A 17,709-nucleotide genomic window follows, 5' to 3' on the forward strand; every position below is an offset into this window, starting at 1 on the left:
GCGCTACGCTGTGCCGTACACCGTGGCGCAGTTTTTCCCGTTGTGCTTGGAGCGGTAGAGCGCTTCGTCCGCCGCCCGCTTCAACCCGTCCGCCGTAGCGGCGTGCTCGGGATAACAAGCGATTCCCACGCTGACCGTCACCGGGATGACCCGCCCTTCGTAAACCAGCGGGTGCAGGCGCAGGTACTCCCGGATGGCCCGCACTTTGGCCATCGCTTCGTCCAGCGTCGCTCGCGGGGAAAGCAGCATGAACTCGTCTCCGGCGTAGCGGTAGACGCTGTCTCCTGGAGAGGCGCTCTGCTTTAGAGCCTCGGCGATGCGCCGGATCAGCGCGTCGCCCAGGTGATGGCCGTACTGGTCGTTCACCGCTTTCAGATGGTCGGAGTCGAGCATGACCAGCGCGACGGAGGGCGGCTCGCTCTGCAGGATCTGCTCCAGGTCGCGGTGAAAGGCGCGGTAGTTCAGAATGCCGCTCAGCTCGTCCCGAAACGACATCTGGTACATCCGGTCGTACAGTCTGGCGGTCTCGATCGCGCTGGCCACCTGAAAACCGATGATGGCAAGCAGTTCCTCGTGCTCCTTTTTGTAGGCGAACTCGCGGTACGACTGGGCGGAGATCACCCCTTTGATCTGGTTGTCCAGCATCAGCGGCACAAAAATACAGGCGTTGGTGTCGCTGTCGGGGTTGCCCCACCGCACGGACGCGCCTTCCGTCTCGTCCCCCGACGTCTGCAGATGGACGGTTTGCCGGGTGGCGAGCACTTTGGAAATCAGACCTTTTCCGTACGGGAGGGTGATCGGTCCGTAGTTGACCCCGTTGTCGATGCTGATCGGAATGCGGATCTCGCTGTCCCCTTCATCGTAAAAGGCGATGAAGAAGGCGTCGGTCGGCATCACCCGGGAGACCAGTTCAAAGGCCTTCCACAGAATCTCTTCTTCCTCGAAGGTCTTGGCGAAGATGTGGCTGAGATCATGGAGAATTTTCAAATGTTCTGACAGCCACAGCAGGTGTGTCACTTTTTCGTTTAGTTTGACAATTTCCTCCAGCAGTTGTTTGTGACCGATGCGTTCCCGCTCCGGCAGCACCCCGGCCAGTTCGCGGGAGAGCGCATCCACTTCCCCGCGGTCCACCTGTTCGATCCGGTGCAGCCACTGACTGTACCGTTTCAGCAGGTGTTGCGTGTACTCTTCCCTTGTCGATGTTTCTTCTCGCATGTACAACCCTCCAGCACCTTCGGGCGGTTGATTCCGTTGGCATCCTGCAACTGGCTGCGCTTTTCCTATCGTTTTCTCTCGTGATAGCGGTCGACGGCGGCGCGAATCGCCTGCAGCACCGCTCCCTGTCCGGGCGCCAGGAAGCGCTCCTGCACCTCCTGCACGATCTCCGCCATCCCGTTCGCGACCGATTTGCCCCTCAACAGCGAGGCGAGAAAGTCGCTGGTTTTCTCCATGACAAACGTAAAGCTGGCGTCGCAGATGACTTCGTCTTCCACGTCGATGATGAGCACGCATCCCACCATCGTGGACAATTCGTACAAGGTCGTCCCCTTGGGAATTTGGGCAAAGCCCGCCGTCAGCACGGTCCGCTTGTCCGCCCAGTCCGCCATCCGATTCATCCTCCTCGCTCACCGTCCGTTTCCGTTTTGCAATGGCCACCGCACGCGGCTTGGCCGGCACCGATGCGGGCTGACGATCCGTCCGGTGCGGGCCAGCGCCGAGGCCATGCAGGCCATCCACGATGGAAAAGAAAGTTCGCCCGATCCGCTCCCTTTTTTGGCGGACGAGAAAACGGCTACCCCTTCACGGCAATAGCCTGTACCGTTTTTTTCTGCTATGTACAACCAATATTACCCTATTCCCTCTGTTGTTTCCATCCCCTGTTCGCGGCATAACGTTCGAAATCGTCTGCGGAACAGACAGAGGAGAAAGAGCCCGCGGATCAGCACGTCGAAAAAGACGGACAGCCGCCGGTCGGGCAAAACCAGCGAAGGCAACGAGCACCACTTCCTTGCGCCTTTCAGGATGTCAACCACGCTGCCCCTCATACGCAAACCGGCCGAAATCATCCAGTCTTTTTCGCCAACTCTCCCGCGTGCCGACGCCTCCCGCAAACGACACGAGGCGCAGGCGATCCGTTTCGCCGGACCCGCCTGCGCCGCTGTCTTTTTCCGCCTATTCCTTCGCCTGATGGATGGCGTTCCGCACTTTGCCGCCGGCCCGGCGCAGCCGCTCCGCCGCTTCCGCCGCCGACAGGCCGGCCAGCTTCATCACAATCGCCACGCGGGCGTCTCCGGCCGCGTCGGCGATCAACTGCTCCGCCTCGGCGTAGCCGACGCCGGCTGCCTGCATGACGATGTGCTTGGCCCGCTCCCGCAGCTTGTGGTTGGTCGCCTGCACGTTGACCATCAGGTTGCCGTACACTTTGCCCAGGTGGACCATGCTGGCCGTCGTCAGCATGTTCAGCACCATCTTGGTGGCGCTCCCCGCCTTCAGCCGCGTCGACCCGGTCACCACTTCCGGGCCGACGACGATGTTGATCGAGACGTCCACGCCCTGGCTGATGTCGGGATCGGGGTTGCAGGAGAGGGAGACGGTGGCCGCCCCCCGCGCCTTGGCTTCCTCCAGCGCGCCGATCACGTACGGCGTCCGCCCGCTGGCGGCTATGCCCACCACCACGTCCCCGGCGCGCACGCCGCACCGCTGGACGTCCTCCTGTCCCAGCTCCGGCGAGTCTTCCGCCCCTTCAATCGCTTCCTTCAGAGCGGCTTCCCCTCCGGCGATGATCCCCTGCACCAACTGCGGATCGGTGCCAAAGGTGGGCGGACACTCCGCCGCATCCAGCACCCCCAGCCGCCCGCTCGTGCCGGCGCCGAAGTAAAAGAGGCGCCCCCCTGTTTCCAGGGCGGCAGCGATCATGTCCACGGCCCGTGCCACTTCGGGCAGGACGCGCTGTACGGCGTGCGCCACCTTTTTGTCCTCTTCGTTCATCAGCGTCACGATTTCCAGGCTGGACATCTGATCCAGCGACTCGCTCGCCTGGTTGCGCATCTCCGTTGTGAGCTCAAACAAGTTCTCCCCCATTGGCTTCCCCCTCTGGATGGTATCGGCACAGATTCTTCCTGACTGCCGCATCGAGCGGCCGGCCCGCCCGCATCAGCGCCGCGGCCAGACAGCCCGTCACCGGCGGCGCGGCCGGCACGACCGCCTCAAACCGGGCCAGCTCCAGCACGGCGCGGCGCAGCATCGTATCGGCCGCCATCAGCCCGCCCGCCAGCACCACGGGCAGCCGCTCCCCCGCCTTGGCCAGACACGTCTCCGCAAGCTCCAGCAGCGAAGCCGCCGCCTGCCGCACCAGCCGTCCGGCCACAGCGTCGCCCGCGGCCGCCGCCCGGTCCACCAGGATGGCCGCCCCGGCCAATTCCCTGCGCGGGTTGGGCGATCCGTACAGCCGGGCGATCAGTTGGTCGGGAGTGTCCACCCCGTAGTGCGACACCAGCATCCCGGTCAGCGCCGTCGCTTCGCCGCGGCCGTCAAACGCCCGGAGCGCGGCGGCAACCGCCTGCCGGCCCAGGTCAAAACCGCTGCCCTCGTCGCCGACCAGATACCCCCAGCCCCCGACGCGATGCCGGCTGCCGTCCGCCGTCAGCGCGCAGGCGATGGAGCCGGTACCGGCAATCAGCACGATGCCCGGTCCGCCCCAGGTGCCGGAGTAGAGCGCGGCCACGGCGTCGTTGTCGATCTGCAGCCGCTCCCCCCACTCCGCTTGAAACGCGTTGACGATCATCGTCTGTACCTGCGGCCGATCGGCTCCGGCCAATCCGAAAAACAGCCCTTCCACCTCGTGTGCCGCCGCTCCCGCCTGCCTGAGACAGTCGCGGATTAACGCGCGCAGCGTCTCCTCCACCTCCGGCCAGGGGCGCGACAGCGGATTGCTCCCCTCTCCCATAGCCAGGGCGACGATCCGCCCGTCCGCGCCGCAGACGGCCGCCGTGGTCTTGCTCCCGCCGCCGTCGATGCCGAGAAACCAGCGCCGCTTTTCACTTGACCGCACCGGCTGTCAGCCCCTCCATGAACTGCCTGGACGCCAGGAGAAACACGCCGATCATCGGCAGGGCGGAAAGCGTCAGGCCGGCAAACAGCAGGCTCCAGTCCGTCTCGTACTCGCCGAACAGCACCATCATCCCCACGGGGATCGTCTTCAGCGTCTCCTCCTGGATAAAGATCAGCGGAAAAAAGAAGTCGTTCCAGGCGCCAATAAAATTGATGATCACCACGGTCCCCAGCGCGGGCCGAATCAGCGGCAGCAGCACCCGCCACAGCACTTGAAAGTGGCTGCAGCCATCGATTCGTGCCGCCTCCTCCAGTTCCACCGGCAGCGTGCGGAAAAAGCCGGTGAGGATGAACACGGAGATCGGGATGCCGCTCGCCGTGTAAATCACAATCAGCGACCAGAGGGAGTTTAACAGCCCCAGCTTCTTCATCAGCATAAACAGCGGGACAATCCCCAACTTGATCGGGATCATCAAGCCGATCAGAAAGAAAAAGTACAGCACCCCTGTCCAGCGGAACGAAAACCGGGCCAGGTAAAACGCGGCCATCGCCGAAAAGAGGGCGATCAGCACGACCGACGCGACGCTGACAACGACGCTGTTCCAGAAAAAGTGGGCAAACGGCACCGCCTCCCACAGCTTGCGGTACGTCTCCAGGCTGAACGACCGGGGCAAGGAGAGCGGATCGGAAAAAATCTCCGCATTGGTTTTAAACGACGAGACGATCATCAGCACAATCGGGTAGGTCGCCACCAGCACGAACAGATAGGCGAACACATACTGCAGCGACCGGACGCCCACGCCAGTTTTCACGGGCTGCTCCTCCTTTCCGCTCCGTCAGTGCCGCACTTCCCGTTTCCGCATCAGGTAGAGGGAAAGCGCCGAAACGGACGCGACGATGAAAAAGATGACAACGGCAAGCGCCGAGCCCAGGCCGATGGAGACGTCACCCGCGCCCCCCGCCCCGCTGAACGCCAACCGGTAAAAGTAGACGGCCAGCGTGTCGGTGGAATGAAACGGTTCGCCCATCGACCCCTGCATGGCGTACACCAGTTCAAACGCTTCAAATGCCTGGATGAAGGTAAAGATCGTCATGATCGTGATCGACGGCATACAGAGCGGCAGGATGATCCTCACCAGCATCCGGGGGCCGCTCGCCCCGTCCAGGCGGGCCGCCTCGATCAGCTCCTCGGGAATCGACTGCAGCCCGGCGAGAAAAATCAGCACCGCAAACCCGATGCCAAACCAGCAGTTGACGAGAATGATCGCCAACAGGGCGGTATCCGGGTCTCCCAGCCAGGGCCTGGCCCACTCCGAAAGCCCCAGCTTGTGCAATAGGGTGTTGAGCGCCCCGTAGTTGGGGTTGAGGATCAGCTTCCACAAAAAGCCGACCACGATGACGGACAAGAGCCGGGGCAGGAAGTACGCCACCTTGAGGAAGCCGGCTCCCCTGATCTTGCGGTAGATGAGAAAGGCGAGCACAAAGGCGATGCCGTTTTGCACGATCATCTCGACCACAAAGTAGATGACGTTGTGGCCAAACGCGTTCCAGAACATTTCGTGAAACGGCTCCACCCGAAACAGCGTGATGAAGTTTTTCAGGCCGACGTAGGCGCCTCTGGCAATGCCCTCCCACTCGTACAAGCTGTAGGTGAAGGCGGAAACGATCGGATAGACGACAAACAGCGTGTAGATCACGAGAGCCGGAAGGGGAAACAGGTGGACGAGCCACCGCGCCTTTCCCTTTGGACGGGCAGCCTGTGTCTTGGATATGCCCATGTTCACCCACCCCCTGATGGGGACGGCGGAGCGGAAACAAGCACACTCTCACCCCGCCGCCATTTGCCGGAATTGTTTATTTCTTGAAAGCAGGGAACCATTTTTCCGCCGACTTCTGCACCTCTTGCGCCACCTGTTCCGGCGTCAATTTGCCGAGGTACATGCCCTGCAGGGCGTTCTCCAGGGTCTTCTTCGTCGACGGATTGCCTTCCGCAAAATGGACCACCATCAGATACGGCGTGGCGATGCTCTGCGACATCTCCGCCATCTTGTTGACCAGCGGGTCGTCGGTGCTCACCCCGGGCACGGCGCTGATCCGTTTGAACTCGCCCGCAAACAGCTCGCCGAATTTTTTCGTCGTCATGAACGCCAGAAACTTCAGCGCCTCCTGCTTGTGCTTGGACTTGGCGTTGACCGCGTACGAGCCGTCCACCCAGGTGGTCAGGACGGTGCTGCCGTCATCCGTCGGCATCGGGAAGAAATCGATCGGCAGGTCCGGGTTCATCTTTTTCAGCCCTTCCAGCTCAAAGCTGCCGTTGATGAACATGGCCGCCTTTTCCGTGAAAAACATCGTGCGGATGTCGTTCAGCTCCAGGCCGACGAAATTTTCCGGGAAATAAGGGGCCAGCTCCTGCATCCGCTGAAGCGATTGGACGAACTCGGGGCTGGTGAAGGTACTCTCCCCTTTCAGCAGCTTGTCGACAAACGCGTTGCCGTTGTAGGTTCCCGGCGCGATCACGCCGTGGCTGAGCGAGAGCAGCCAGCCTTCCTTGGCGCCAAACGCGAACGGTACCACGCCGTTTTCCTTCAGCGTTTTGGCTGTGGCGATCAGTTCGTCCCAGCTCTTCGGCTCCTTCAGGCCGTACTGGTCGAAGATCTTTTTGTTGTAGTAAATCTGCGTCGAGTTGAGCGAGAGCGGGACGCCGTACACCTTGCCGTCCTTGCCGGTGGCAGCCGCCAGGACGTCCTGGGGAAACTCGCGAATGCCGGGCAGATTGTCAAGCGGCTCCAAATGGCCCGCCTCCGCCAGCGAAACGCCGGGCGCGTAGGGCCGCAGCTGCAGGATGTCGGGGCCGCTGTCGCTCTGCAGGGCCGTGTTCAGGATCGTGTCGTACTCCGTAGCCTTGAGCGGCTTGAAGTCAATCTTGATGCCGGGGTTCTCCGCTTCAAACGCCTGGATGATCTTCTTGTACCCCTCCGTGTCCTCGACGCGCCAACTGTTCATGGTGAGCGTCACCTGCCCGGAGCCGCCCTGTCCCCCCTGGCTACCCCCCTGCTCGCCTGACGGCTTGGCCGTCTCTCCTCCGCCGCTGCATCCGGCCAGGGCCATCGCGGCGGCCAGCACGACCGAAGCGGCTGTGTGCAAACAGTACCTCTTCATGGTCCAACTTCCCCCTTTTCGTACACCTGTTTGGACTGCAATTTATGTCAGGTCCGGCAATAGCCGGGCCGTGACGGCGTCGTGCAGGACCGGCCGCAAGCGCCTGAGCGCGTGATCGCGACCGAGATGGACGGCATTGGTGAGGAAAATGACGGCCCAGCCTCGCTCCGGATCAATCCACATGCTGGTCCCGGTAAAGCCGGTGTGGCCGAAGCTGTTCCGGCTGAATCCGCCGCCGCAGCTCAGCCCCTCGCCGGCGCTGTTCATCTCCCAGCCCAAGCCTCTCGCCCCTCCCCTTCCCTCCGTGCGGCAGCGTACGGCCCGCTCTCTCCATTCGGGGGCGATCGGCGACGGTTCGCCGCCCAGCCACATCGCGGCGTAGCGGCACAAGTCGTCGGCGGTGGCGAACAAGCCGGCATGGCCGGCGACCCCTCCCATCGCGTACGCTTTTTCGTCGTGCACCTCACCGGTGAGGAAGCGGTTGGTCAAACGGCAAAATTCAGTAGACGCAATATTCCGAAAAATAAGTCGATCCGGACGGAAGCAGGTGTGCCGCATGCCCAGCGGGTCAAACACGCGCCGCTTGACATAGCGGTCCAGCGGCTCGCCGGTCAGCTTCTCCACGAGCAGCCCCAGCCAGATCATTCCCAGGTCGCTGTACACCACGCGCTCGCCGGGCGGATGCAGGAGCGGCCGCCCGTACAAAAGCTCCGGCAGCCGGATGTGCCCGTCCCTGCGCCGTTCCGCCGCGTCGGCAGCCAATCCCGCCGTATGCGTAAGGAGCTGCTCGACAGTGATGCTCCGCTTGTCGGCCGGACAGTCGGGAAAGAAGCGGCCTGCGGAATCGTCCAGGGCGAGCCGCCCCTCCTGCATCAGCAGCAGGACGGCAGGCAGGGTTGCGGTCACTTTTGTCAGCGAAGCGAGGTCGAACAGCGTATCCGGCGTCACCGGCTGTCCGTCCGTCAGGCTGGTCCGGCCCGCGTCACAGGCGAAGAGGAGGCCGTCCCTGTTTACGACCCGCAAGGCCGCCCCCGGAATCAACCCCTGCTCCACCCAATCCGCAAGCAGACGCTTGACGCTCTCCATCTCCGCTTCCCCCTCTACGACCGCTTGGTCCGGCTCACGGCCAGGCGCGTTTTTTCCAGCAGCGGGATCACTTCCTGCTGCCTTCTGGAGACCATGGCGATAAACAAAATGTCGATGACGTTCAACTGGGCGATCCGGGACGCCATCGCGCCGCTGCGGATGCTTTTTTCGACCGAACTGGTAAACAGCCGGATGTCGGCCAGATCGGCAACGGGAGACGGCCCGAACTTGGTCAGGGTGATGATGGCGGCCCCCTGCTGTTTCGCCTCCGTCAGTGACTGGATGATGTCTTCCGTCTGCCCCGAGTAGGAGATGCCAATCGCCACGTCCTGCTCCGTCAGGTTGACGGCCGACGTGAGCTGGGCGTGAAAGTCGGAATACGCTTCACACCAGAGGTTGATGCGGGAAAACTTTTGCTTGATGTCCTCCGCGATCACGGCGGAGGCGCCTACACCGTACACGTCGATCTTGCGGGCCCGGGACAGCGCCTCGGCCGCCCGCGCCACCTCTTCGGCGGAGAGGACGGAGAGCGTGTCCTTGATCGACTGGATGTTGTTCCAACTGATCGCCTGCATGATCGAGTCCACACTGCCCTCCATCATGATCTCCTGGTAGCTGCCCGCCACCGACTGCTTGTTCAGATCCCCGGCGATTCTCAGCTTCAGCTCCTGGTATCCCTTCATGTTCAGCGTCCGCGCCAGGCGGATAATCGTCGCTTCCGAAACGCCGCTCAACTCCGCCAGCTTCTGGACCGACAGCTTGACCACTTCCTGCGGATGGGCCAAAATGAAATCGGCCACCTTGCGCTCAGACGGCTTCAACTCTTCCAATATCGCTTGCAGACTGACAAGACCTCCGCTCAGCATCCCGACACCACTTTCTACCAAATCTTCCCTTTATTTTATGAAATTTTATTTCTAACGTCAATCACCAGTTATTAAACAATATTACAACAGCAGCAAAAAAATGCCCGTTGGAAAGGTGCAACAATCGAGGACGTTGTCGTTTTGGGCTTCCTTGAAAAAAGACTTGATGAAGGCATGCGTCTCCATCCAAAAGGGGGTAGGCAGGCTGACCTATCTTTGATTAAGCTGGGTGTTCTTGGTATATTTTGGTATAATGAGGCTGAGAGGAGGCAAAGCATTTGCATGGCATGGATGAAGCGGCTGCACATGAGAGCAAAAAGGTGAAAAGAAAGGCAGCCATCTTCTTAGCGGTAATCGGTTTGTTTCTAGCAAGCCTGATCGGATATGGCATCCATTGGGCTTTCTTTGATATGGAACGCATACCGAAAGGAGCTTTGCTTGATGAAAAAGTGTCCCCTGATGGCACGTATACCGTAAAAGCATACTTGTCGGATATGGGGGCGACGACGTCTTATTCCGTTGTTGGGGAATTGATTTTTAACAAAGAGCATAATAAAACAAAAAATATTTATTTTCAATATAGTCAACGTACTGCGGAGATGCATTGGGCTGATCACGATACTGTTGTGATTAATGGTGTTCAACTCGATGTACCGGATGAGGTTTATGATTGGAGAAAAAACGGAAATTTCACGAAATAAATAAGATGGAATTACAAACAGTTTATACTTTTACATCTGCAGAACATGATGAGCAAATTGCTAGAGTCGGCTTTGGAAGGCAAGCCTTCAAGCTCAACTACCCCCGGAAGTTTGAGCATGAACGCTAAACTGCACTCTCTAAAAAGGTAGTGCGTACCACAAACGTAAAATTCCAATACGGTCATCAAAGATGGTCTGGTTCTGTATCTTTTGGAATTTATCCAGCAGGTTTATCTATAGATCCAAATTCAGTAAGTGACCTTATTGATTATGGCATAACTTTTAGTTACTAATTAAGGTAAGCCAAAATCCCTTGATGGGGGATTTTGGCTTGTGTTGTCACCGCCGGGATATAATTGACCCAGGTTCGCCGGAATGAAAATGACCCACCCTTAGCGAATATATCCCCTTCGAAAATAGTCCGCCAAGACAACTTCGGAGGGAGACACATGCTAAGGAGTGGGATAGTGATATCGTTACATACCATGAGGGCAGAAGGCAAGAGTATTCGTGAAATTGCCCGTCTAACGGGGAATTCTCGAAATACAGTTCGCCGATATCTCCGGGGTGAATTTATCCCCGAAAAGGGAACCCGTAGATCTCGTGGTTCCAAGCTTGATCCATTCAAACCGTTCCTGCAGGAACGGCTCCAAGAGGGTATCTATAACTGTGAGGTTTTATTCGAGCTTCTACAAGAAAAGGGATACACCGGAGGGCGCACCATCCTGAAAGACTATGTGAAGGACTTCCGTCCTCCCAAACAAGTTCCCGCTGTTCTTCGTTACGAGACGAAACCTGGTGAATACGCCCAGGTTGATTGGGGACTGTGTGATTATGTAGATCTGGACGGTACGGTCCGAAAAGTGCCGGTATTTGTCATGGTATTGGGGTACTCTCGTGCCACCTATATTGAATTTACCAAGCGTTGTGACATCTACAGCTTTCTGCGCTGTTTGATTCATGCATTTGAATACTTTGGGGGTATCCCTAAAGTGATGCTGACCGATCAGATGAAAACAGTCGTACTTGGTATGGGAGACGATCGAAAACCCCGCTGGCATCCGCTTTTTGCCGACTTTGCTGCGGCGATTGGGCTTGTTCCAAAAGTATGTAAAGTCCGCCGCCCTGAAACAAAGGGAAAAGTGGAACGAGGCGTTCATTACGTAAAAAACAACTTTCTTCCTGGCAAGCGCTTCGTTGATTTACAGGATCTCAATCAACAAGCCCTTCACTGGTGCGAACGAATTAACCGCCGTATTCATGGAACAACCGGTGAACGTCCCACCGACAGACTCCGTGAGGAAAATCTGTCGCCCATCCCTTCCGTTGATCGGTGGGAAAAATATCTGCATGAACCCAGACAGGTCAGCCGAGACGGATTTGTTAGCTACGATGGTGTGCGATATGGGGTTCCATGGAGGTACAGTGGACGTGAGGTAACCGTGCGAGAAGTGAATGGGTGGGTGGAAATCTGGGCCGACGGCACATGTATTTCCCGACACCAAAAGGTCTATCGATCCCGTGCAACTGTTTTTTGCGAAAACCAGTATGCAGGTCTTACGATCGCTCAAGGATATGCTTATCCACGTCCGCAAGCCCGACAGATTTCATCGCAGCAAGTGGAAGTGCGTTCGCTGGATGTCTATGAGCAGCTGACAGGGGTGGGAACATGATCGAACTGGAACAGGCACGGCTACGTCTCGAGGAACTTGGACTTCAGCAAGCGGCTCTACTCTTAGATGCCCATTTGGAAGCGGCAAGCCATGGACAGCCCACCTATCTGTCCTTTCTCAACATGCTTCTAGATGCAGAGATAGCGGAACGTCAGAAACGGAATATGGAGGTACGCACCAAACTCGCACACTTGCCTTACCGAAAAACACTGGAGGAGTTCGATTTTACTTTCCAACCCAACATTGACGAACGGATGATTCGAGAGTTGGCCACGATGACTTTCGTAACCCGACACGAGAATGTCTTGTTCTTAGGGCCTCCCGGAGTAGGAAAAAGTCATCTGGCGGTGGCGTTGGCTGTAGAAGCCATCTCGCAAGGGATATCCGTTTACTTTGTCAGTCTCTCGCATCTCATCGAGGATCTGCGAAAAGCTTATGCGGAAAACAGGCTGGATAAACGCCTCCGCATCTATATTCGACCAAAGCTCCTCGTTATTGACGAGATTGGCTACTTACCGTTTGACAGTTTGGCAGCTAACCTCTTTTTCCAGGTAGTAAGTGCAAGATACGAGAGAGGGAGTATTCTGTTGACCAGTAACAAGAGTTTTGGTGAATGGGGGGAACTGATGGGTGATCCGATACTTGCTACAGCTATTCTGGATCGTCTCTTACACCATTCCCACATCGTCAATATTAGAGGTAACAGTTACCGACTACGTGAAAAAATGAGGACTGGAGCCTACGGCTCCCCCTCTTCTACCTAACCAACAAAAATCGCCGGGTGGGTCAATTCAAAACCGGCGATGGTGGGTCAAAGTAAAGTCGGCGTTGACATGTGTTATATTTTTCAAAACACTAAGGGAGGTATTAATGTGGAATTTTATTACTTAGGAATACTGATTATCCTATTCATTCTTGCTATATACAATTTTTTAGAAGCAATTAAATGGATTGTAGAGAAAAATGAGAAGGAATTTAATAAACGAAGAATAGTTTCCATCGTGAGTCTCGTTATTTTTATGATTATCTATATTCTTTCATTCAAATTAAAATAAACCTAATATTGAAACTATCACTAAAACTCGTTACAAAAATCATGGTTGTCGAGAAATTCTCGACAACCTGTTACAATTGAAATCCGTCAAATGAGCTAATAGTGTAAAAAATATGTTCAGGATAAACGTATATATGGCCCGTGATTCCGTGAATCTACCGTTCCTCAAGTCCCCTATGCGTTGCATCATTTCCAATCCTGCCTCCAGTGTGAGCATATCCGCTGCAAGCAAACGCTTCACCACATATGCTTTTATACCATCCCCAGCACTGAAATGCCTATCTCGCGTATTCGCATCGAACATGTTTGCAAAACCTTGGGAAATCATTCCGTGTATCCGTATTTTGAGCAGGGTGCATCAGGCATAGACAACCCTCCATGAAAATTTTCGGAACAGTAACGAAAGGGATATCAGACGAGGGGGTTCCCCGCCTCTTGACCTTTCCGCAGCGGCAGCCCTTACGCTGGAAGCGACACCATCATCACCATCATAGCGGAGGGAAATCCAGATGAACACGACACTGCTCAAAGGGTGCACGATCCTGACGATGCGGGAGGGCGATCAGCCGTTTGCGGGGGACATTCTGATCGAGGGCGAGCGGATCGCCGGCGTCGCCCCCGTCATCGACCGGGAGGCGGACGAGGTGATCGACGCCAGGGGGATGGCGGCGATGCCCGGCCTGATCAACGCCCACAACCACGCCGCCATGTCCCTGCTGCGCGGCTTTTCCGACGACCTGAAGCTGATGGACTGGCTGGAGAAAAAGATGCTCCCCGCCGAAGCGCGGATGACCGAAGAGGACATCTACTGGGGCACGCTGCTCGCCGCAGCGGAAATGATCCGCTCCGGCACGACCGCGTTTGCCGACATGTACGTCTGCATGGACGCGGTGGGACAGGCGGTGCTGGACAGCGGGATGCGGGCCTCGCTCACCCGGGGGCTGGTCTTTCTCCAGGATGACGGCGGCAGGCGAATGCAGGAAGGGATCGACCTGGTGGAAAAGTGGTCAGGCGCGGGCGGCGGGCGCATCACCACGATGTTTGGCCCGCACGCCCCCTATACCTGCCCGCCCGAGCCGCTGCGGGAGGTGATCGCGCTGGCCCGGGAGCGGCGCGTTCCCATCCACATCCACCTGGCCGAAACCGTCGAGGAGACGGTCAAAATCCGCGACAAGTACGGACAGACCCCGACCGAATACCTGTACCAGCTCGGCCTGTTCGAACACCATCACGTCCTCTTGGCCCACGCCGTTCACCTGACGCGCCGGGACATCGGCTTCCTGCGCGGGATGCGCGGCGGTGTCGCCCACAATCCCGTCAGCAACCTGAAGCTGGGCTGCGGCATCGCGCCGGTGGCGGAGATGCTCGCGCAGGGCGTCACCGTCGGCCTGGGCACGGACGGCGCCGGCAGCGCCACCACGCTGGACATGTTTGCGGAAATCAAGGCGGCCACCTGGCTGCAGAAGCTGGATCACGGCGACCCGACCCGACTGCCGGCGGAGCAGGCGCTGCGCATGGCGACGATCGAAAGCTCCAAACTGCTGGGCATCGACCACGAGGTGGGGACGCTGGAAGCGGGCAAAAAGGCGGACCTCATTCTGATCGACCTCGACAAGCCCCACCTGCAGCCCGTCCACAACATCGCCTCGCTGATCGCCTACAGCGCCGAGGGAGGGGACGTCGACACCGTGTTCGTCAACGGCCGCATGCTGATGCGCCGGCGTGAACTGCTGACCCTCTCCTGGGAAGACGTAAAGAGAGAGGCGGCAAAGCGGGCGGCGAGACTGGTTCAGGGGTTGTGACGGAACACGCGGTCGCGGAAAAAACAAGCCGTGCTCCCAATGGGAAACACGGCTTGTTCTTTCTTCCGCTCCTTTTGGCCCCGGAGCGGTGCCGGCGAACCCGCTGCGATTGTGTGCGCAGGGGCATCAGTCAGGTTCCTGTTCGTTCTCATCCGGATTGTTCTTTTCCTTGCCGCCAGCCGGCAGGCGGCCGGCTCGTCTGGCGGATTCCCGAAGCAGGAATTCAATGTGGGCATTGACGCTTCGGAATTCATCGGCCGCCCACCGTTCCAGCACCTCGTACAAATTCATGTCAATTCGCAAGGGAAACTGCTTCTTTTTGGCCATATCCCTGTACCAGCATCTGCTCTTAATAGATCGAGCCCGTATTGATAACCGGATGAGCTTCCCGCTCGGATACAATGGCCACCATCAGGTTGTTGACCATGGCCGCCTTTCGCTCGTCGTCCAGCTCGATCACGCCGTCTTCCTTGAGCTTGTTGACGGCCATCTGAACCATGCCGACAGCCCCTTCCACGATCTTCTTCCGGGCGGCAATGATCGCGGCCGCCTGCTGGCGCTGCAGCATCGCTCCCGCAATCTCCGTCGCATAGGCCAGATGTGTCAGGCGCGCCTCCAACACCTCGACGCCGGCAACAAGCAGCCGCTGCTGCAGTTCACGGGCCAGCTCCGAAGCGACTTCATCCGCATTGCCGCGCAGCGAGCTGGCATTCATGTCTTCAAATGTATCGTAGGGATATTTGCTGGCAATGTGTCTGAGCGCCGTTTCGCTTTGAATTTCCACAAACTTCTCGTAATTGTCTACGTCAAACAAGGCTTTGGCGGAATCGACCACGCGAAACACGACGACAGCCGCGATCTCAATCGGATTTCCTTCCACATCGTTGACTTTCAGCTTTGCGCTGTTGAAATTGCGAACGCGCAGCGACACCTTTTTTCGGATCGTAAACGGCGTTCCCCACCAGAAGCCGCTCCTGCGTACGCTGCCCAGGTATTGGCCGAAGAAGATCAGCACCTTTGCTTCATTGGGATGAACGATGAAGAACCCCGTGATTCCCGCAGCGAAAAGCAGCAGAAAGAGGATGCCGATCAAACTGCCCTCGCTGAGGAAATACAGTCCCAATCCAAAAAGCACCGCAACCAGCAGCAAACCGAAAAATCCATTCAGCGCCCACGTCTGTTTTTCCGTCATTTCCGCACGTCCCTTCCTTATTTATAATCATTTTAAAGTGATATCATCATTATATCATTCAGATATGTACGGAGTAAAGAACGTCTCCCCGGCAAACACAAAAAGCCGCCCTCCCGGTTTGAAAGGGAGGAACGGCTGTGTCTGCCTGTTTGACTGCCCATGCTTGTCGTACAGTTCGCACTGCACGCTGCTTGTTTTTTCGCAAACCTTTTACAGACGAATGACTTCTCCCGGCTTCAGCGCTTGTCCATCGATCCGTTTCTCCTTCAGACGGGCAGCGAACGCCTCTCCGTCCTGTTGGATCGGCGGGAACGTGTTGTAGTGAATCGGCACGACGAACTTGGCCTTGAGCCACTCGGCGGCCGTTTCCGCGTCTTCCGGTCCCATCGTGAAGACATCCCCGATCGGCAGGAAGGCAACATCGATGTCGTGGCGCTCTCCGAGCAGCTTCATGTCGCCGAACAGGCCGGTATCGCCGGCGTGATACACGGTCTTGCCGCCCATGTTCACGATGAACCCGCCGGGCATGCCCAGGTAGACGATCCGCTTCTCCTCATCGTACACCATGCCGGAGCTGTGGAACGCCTGCGTCATTTTCACGCGGCCAAACGGAAACGCTGCCGACCCGCCCAGGTTGAGCGCCGTCGTCTTCGCTCCCTGCCAGGCCAGGTAGTTGGCCAGTTCAAACGTGGCGATAATGGTCGCATCGTTCTGCTTGGCCAGTTCCACGGCGTCGAGAATGTGATCCTGGTGGCCGTGCGTCAGCAGGATGTACTGCACGCGGATGTCGGACAGCTTGGTCGCCGCCAGCGGGTTGCCGGAGATGAACGGGTCCACGATGATCGAATGCTCCCCGCTCGTCAACTGTACGCAGGAATGGCCGTGATACCGGATTTCCAACATGTGATCTCCCTTCCTTCCCTCTACAATAATCGTGCTTCCCCTCTGATCATAGAAGGGAATGAAATTCATGTCAAATCGCTTTCCCGTCATCCGGAGGCTTTGATTTCGGCGCACACGTTTTCTTTCACATCCCGATCCGGCTCGGGCAGTATCAGATTGACAGCGGATGCCGCGACCAGCAAAACGATGGAGGCGACAAACGACAAGGCATATCCGCCCGTGTGATGATGCAAGAGGCCCGGTACATACGCCCCCAGAGCCGATCCGACCTGATGGCTGAAGAACAGCCAGCCGAGGATCTGACCGACAGAGTGTCCGCGGAAGTACTGCGTGATTAGCATCTGGGTGGGAGCAACCGTCGCAAAATCCACCAGGCCGAACAGTGCAGGAATTTGTCGCACGGTTGGCAACAGGAGTTTTCCCGCCCACACAGAAAGGCTTTTACAGAATAAGGAATCGCTTCAGCCAGAGCCGGCATGGCGAACTGGCTGGTGGGCCAACGCCACATGGACAAGACGGGAGGGATCGGTATGGGAAACGTGATTGAACTGGTCGCCAGGGAAAAACCTACTCCGGCCGGGAAGTGGCCGCGACGCTCGGGATTGGCGCCAGTACACTGCGCAAGTGGAGCATGCTGTTGGAACAGCACGGATACTGGTTTTTGCGGGACAGCCAAAACCGCCGGGAATACTGGCAGGCGGATGTGGCGGCCCTGCGTTCGTTTTACCAAATGACCAAAGAGCAGTTGGTTCCGCTGGAGGAAGCGGCCCGCAAGGTGGTGACGAGAACCGCTCCCGCTCCCGCGTCGGTCCCGGCACGAACAGAAGCGGCCGCTCCGCTCGTCCCCCGCTCTCCCGCCCCGTTCGAACGGCTGGAGGAGCAGATTCACATGCTGGCCCGGCACGTGCAGCGGCAGGAGGACGCGCAGATGGCCCTGCTGGAACGGCTGGAGAAGCAGGAGGCCTACATCCGCAGCAGCCTGAAGGAGCGGGACCGCCGCCTGACCAAGGCAATGCGCGACATCCTGGAAACGAAGGCGCAAATCGCCCGGATGCAGGACGAGAAGCGCAAAACCACCATCTGTCACAAATTGTTTCGCATCACCTGACGGGCCGTTTGCCGTGCGTGCCCGGTGCGGTTGTCGGTCTGCCGGGATGCGGTTGGAACGGCCTGGTTCCGCTGCGCCTCGCCGGCTTTTTTTCCTGCAGAAAAAACGGGCTGTT

General features: G+C 58.0%; 17 protein-coding genes and 1 pseudogene. 5 read left to right on the forward strand and 13 right to left on the reverse strand.

Annotated features, from left to right (window positions below; translation table 11 throughout):
* Window positions 1-3: 3 nt before the first annotated feature.
* From M516_RS0102725 to M516_RS0102765, 9 genes are all read right to left on the reverse strand, one after another.
* Window positions 4-1,215, reverse strand: coding sequence for a sensor domain-containing diguanylate cyclase (locus M516_RS0102725; RefSeq protein WP_029097769.1), 1,212 nt, complete (start codon window positions 1,213-1,215; stop codon window positions 4-6).
* Between the two features lie 65 nt (window positions 1,216-1,280).
* On the reverse strand, window positions 1,281-1,607 hold the full coding sequence (locus M516_RS0102730) for a DUF3870 domain-containing protein (protein ID WP_029097770.1): 327 nt from the start codon (window positions 1,605-1,607) through the stop codon (window positions 1,281-1,283).
* 565 nt (window positions 1,608-2,172) lie between these two features.
* Entirely contained in the window at window positions 2,173-3,081 is a 909-nt protein-coding gene (gene murQ, locus M516_RS0102735; RefSeq protein ID WP_029097771.1) for an N-acetylmuramic acid 6-phosphate etherase, read from the reverse strand.
* Entirely contained in the window at window positions 3,062-4,051 is a 990-nt protein-coding gene (locus tag M516_RS0102740; RefSeq protein ID WP_029097772.1) for an N-acetylglucosamine kinase, read from the reverse strand. Before M516_RS0102740 ends, murQ begins: the two co-directional genes overlap by 20 nt.
* Window positions 4,038-4,862 (reverse strand): carbohydrate ABC transporter permease, encoded by an 825-nt coding sequence (locus M516_RS0102745; RefSeq protein WP_029097773.1) that lies wholly within the window; start codon window positions 4,860-4,862, stop codon window positions 4,038-4,040. The genes M516_RS0102740 and M516_RS0102745 overlap by 14 nt, the downstream gene beginning before the upstream one ends.
* Window positions 4,863-4,886: 24 nt before the next feature.
* The gene (locus tag M516_RS0102750) at window positions 4,887-5,828 is read right to left on the reverse strand and encodes a carbohydrate ABC transporter permease (protein WP_029097774.1); all 942 of its coding nucleotides are present in this window, start codon (window positions 5,826-5,828) and stop codon (window positions 4,887-4,889) included.
* Between the two features lie 76 nt (window positions 5,829-5,904).
* The gene (locus tag M516_RS0102755) at window positions 5,905-7,209 is read right to left on the reverse strand and encodes an ABC transporter substrate-binding protein (protein ID WP_029097775.1); all 1,305 of its coding nucleotides are present in this window, start codon (window positions 7,207-7,209) and stop codon (window positions 5,905-5,907) included.
* A 42-nt stretch (window positions 7,210-7,251) separates the two neighbouring features.
* Window positions 7,252-8,295, reverse strand: coding sequence for a serine hydrolase domain-containing protein (locus M516_RS0102760; RefSeq protein WP_029097776.1), 1,044 nt, complete (start codon window positions 8,293-8,295; stop codon window positions 7,252-7,254).
* A 14-nt stretch (window positions 8,296-8,309) separates the two neighbouring features.
* Window positions 8,310-9,161, reverse strand: a complete 852-nt coding sequence (locus tag M516_RS0102765) for a MurR/RpiR family transcriptional regulator (protein WP_029097777.1) — start codon at window positions 9,159-9,161, stop codon at window positions 8,310-8,312.
* Between the two features lie 287 nt (window positions 9,162-9,448).
* Between M516_RS0102765 and M516_RS0102775 the strand changes: the two genes are divergently transcribed.
* From M516_RS0102775 to M516_RS0102800, 4 genes are all read left to right on the forward strand, one after another.
* On the forward strand, window positions 9,449-9,862 hold the full coding sequence (locus tag M516_RS0102775; protein ID WP_029097778.1) for a DUF5412 domain-containing protein: 414 nt from the start codon (window positions 9,449-9,451) through the stop codon (window positions 9,860-9,862).
* Between the two features lie 449 nt (window positions 9,863-10,311).
* Window positions 10,312-11,535 carry an IS21 family transposase gene (gene istA / locus M516_RS24545; protein WP_081656422.1) on the forward strand — a complete coding sequence of 408 codons (1,224 nt, stop codon included), beginning with the start codon at window positions 10,312-10,314 and terminating at the stop codon, window positions 11,533-11,535.
* Window positions 11,532-12,299: an IS21-like element helper ATPase IstB gene (gene istB / locus M516_RS0102790; protein WP_029097781.1), complete on the forward strand. Its 768-nt coding sequence runs from the start codon at window positions 11,532-11,534 to the stop codon at window positions 12,297-12,299. Before istA ends, istB begins: the two co-directional genes overlap by 4 nt.
* 799 nt (window positions 12,300-13,098) lie before the next feature.
* Window positions 13,099-14,391 (forward strand): amidohydrolase, encoded by a 1,293-nt coding sequence (locus tag M516_RS0102800; protein ID WP_029097783.1) that lies wholly within the window; start codon window positions 13,099-13,101, stop codon window positions 14,389-14,391.
* Window positions 14,392-14,517: 126 nt separating this feature from the next.
* Here M516_RS0102800 and M516_RS0102805 read toward each other — a convergent pair whose 3' ends face one another.
* The 4 genes and pseudogenes from M516_RS0102805 to M516_RS0102820 form a co-directional block, all read right to left on the reverse strand.
* Entirely contained in the window at window positions 14,518-14,718 is a 201-nt protein-coding gene (locus M516_RS0102805; protein ID WP_029097784.1) for a type II toxin-antitoxin system antitoxin, read from the reverse strand.
* Between the two features lie 22 nt (window positions 14,719-14,740).
* Window positions 14,741-15,583 (reverse strand): SPFH domain-containing protein, encoded by an 843-nt coding sequence (locus M516_RS0102810; RefSeq protein ID WP_029097785.1) that lies wholly within the window; start codon window positions 15,581-15,583, stop codon window positions 14,741-14,743.
* A 210-nt stretch (window positions 15,584-15,793) separates the two neighbouring features.
* Entirely contained in the window at window positions 15,794-16,486 is a 693-nt protein-coding gene (locus M516_RS0102815; RefSeq protein ID WP_035288601.1) for a metal-dependent hydrolase, read from the reverse strand.
* 86 nt (window positions 16,487-16,572) lie between these two features.
* Window positions 16,573-16,869: pseudogene (locus tag M516_RS0102820) on the reverse strand (MFS transporter); the annotation flags it as partial.
* A gap of 248 nt (window positions 16,870-17,117) precedes the next feature.
* Here M516_RS0102820 and M516_RS22580 point away from each other — a divergent pair.
* Window positions 17,118-17,594, forward strand: coding sequence for a substrate-binding domain-containing protein (locus tag M516_RS22580; RefSeq protein WP_238550897.1), 477 nt, complete (start codon window positions 17,118-17,120; stop codon window positions 17,592-17,594).
* Window positions 17,595-17,709: the final 115 nt, after the last annotated feature.

Source organism: Brevibacillus thermoruber 423 (assembly GCF_000454065.1).
Classification (GTDB): Bacteria; Bacillota; Bacilli; order Brevibacillales; family Brevibacillaceae; genus Brevibacillus; species Brevibacillus thermoruber.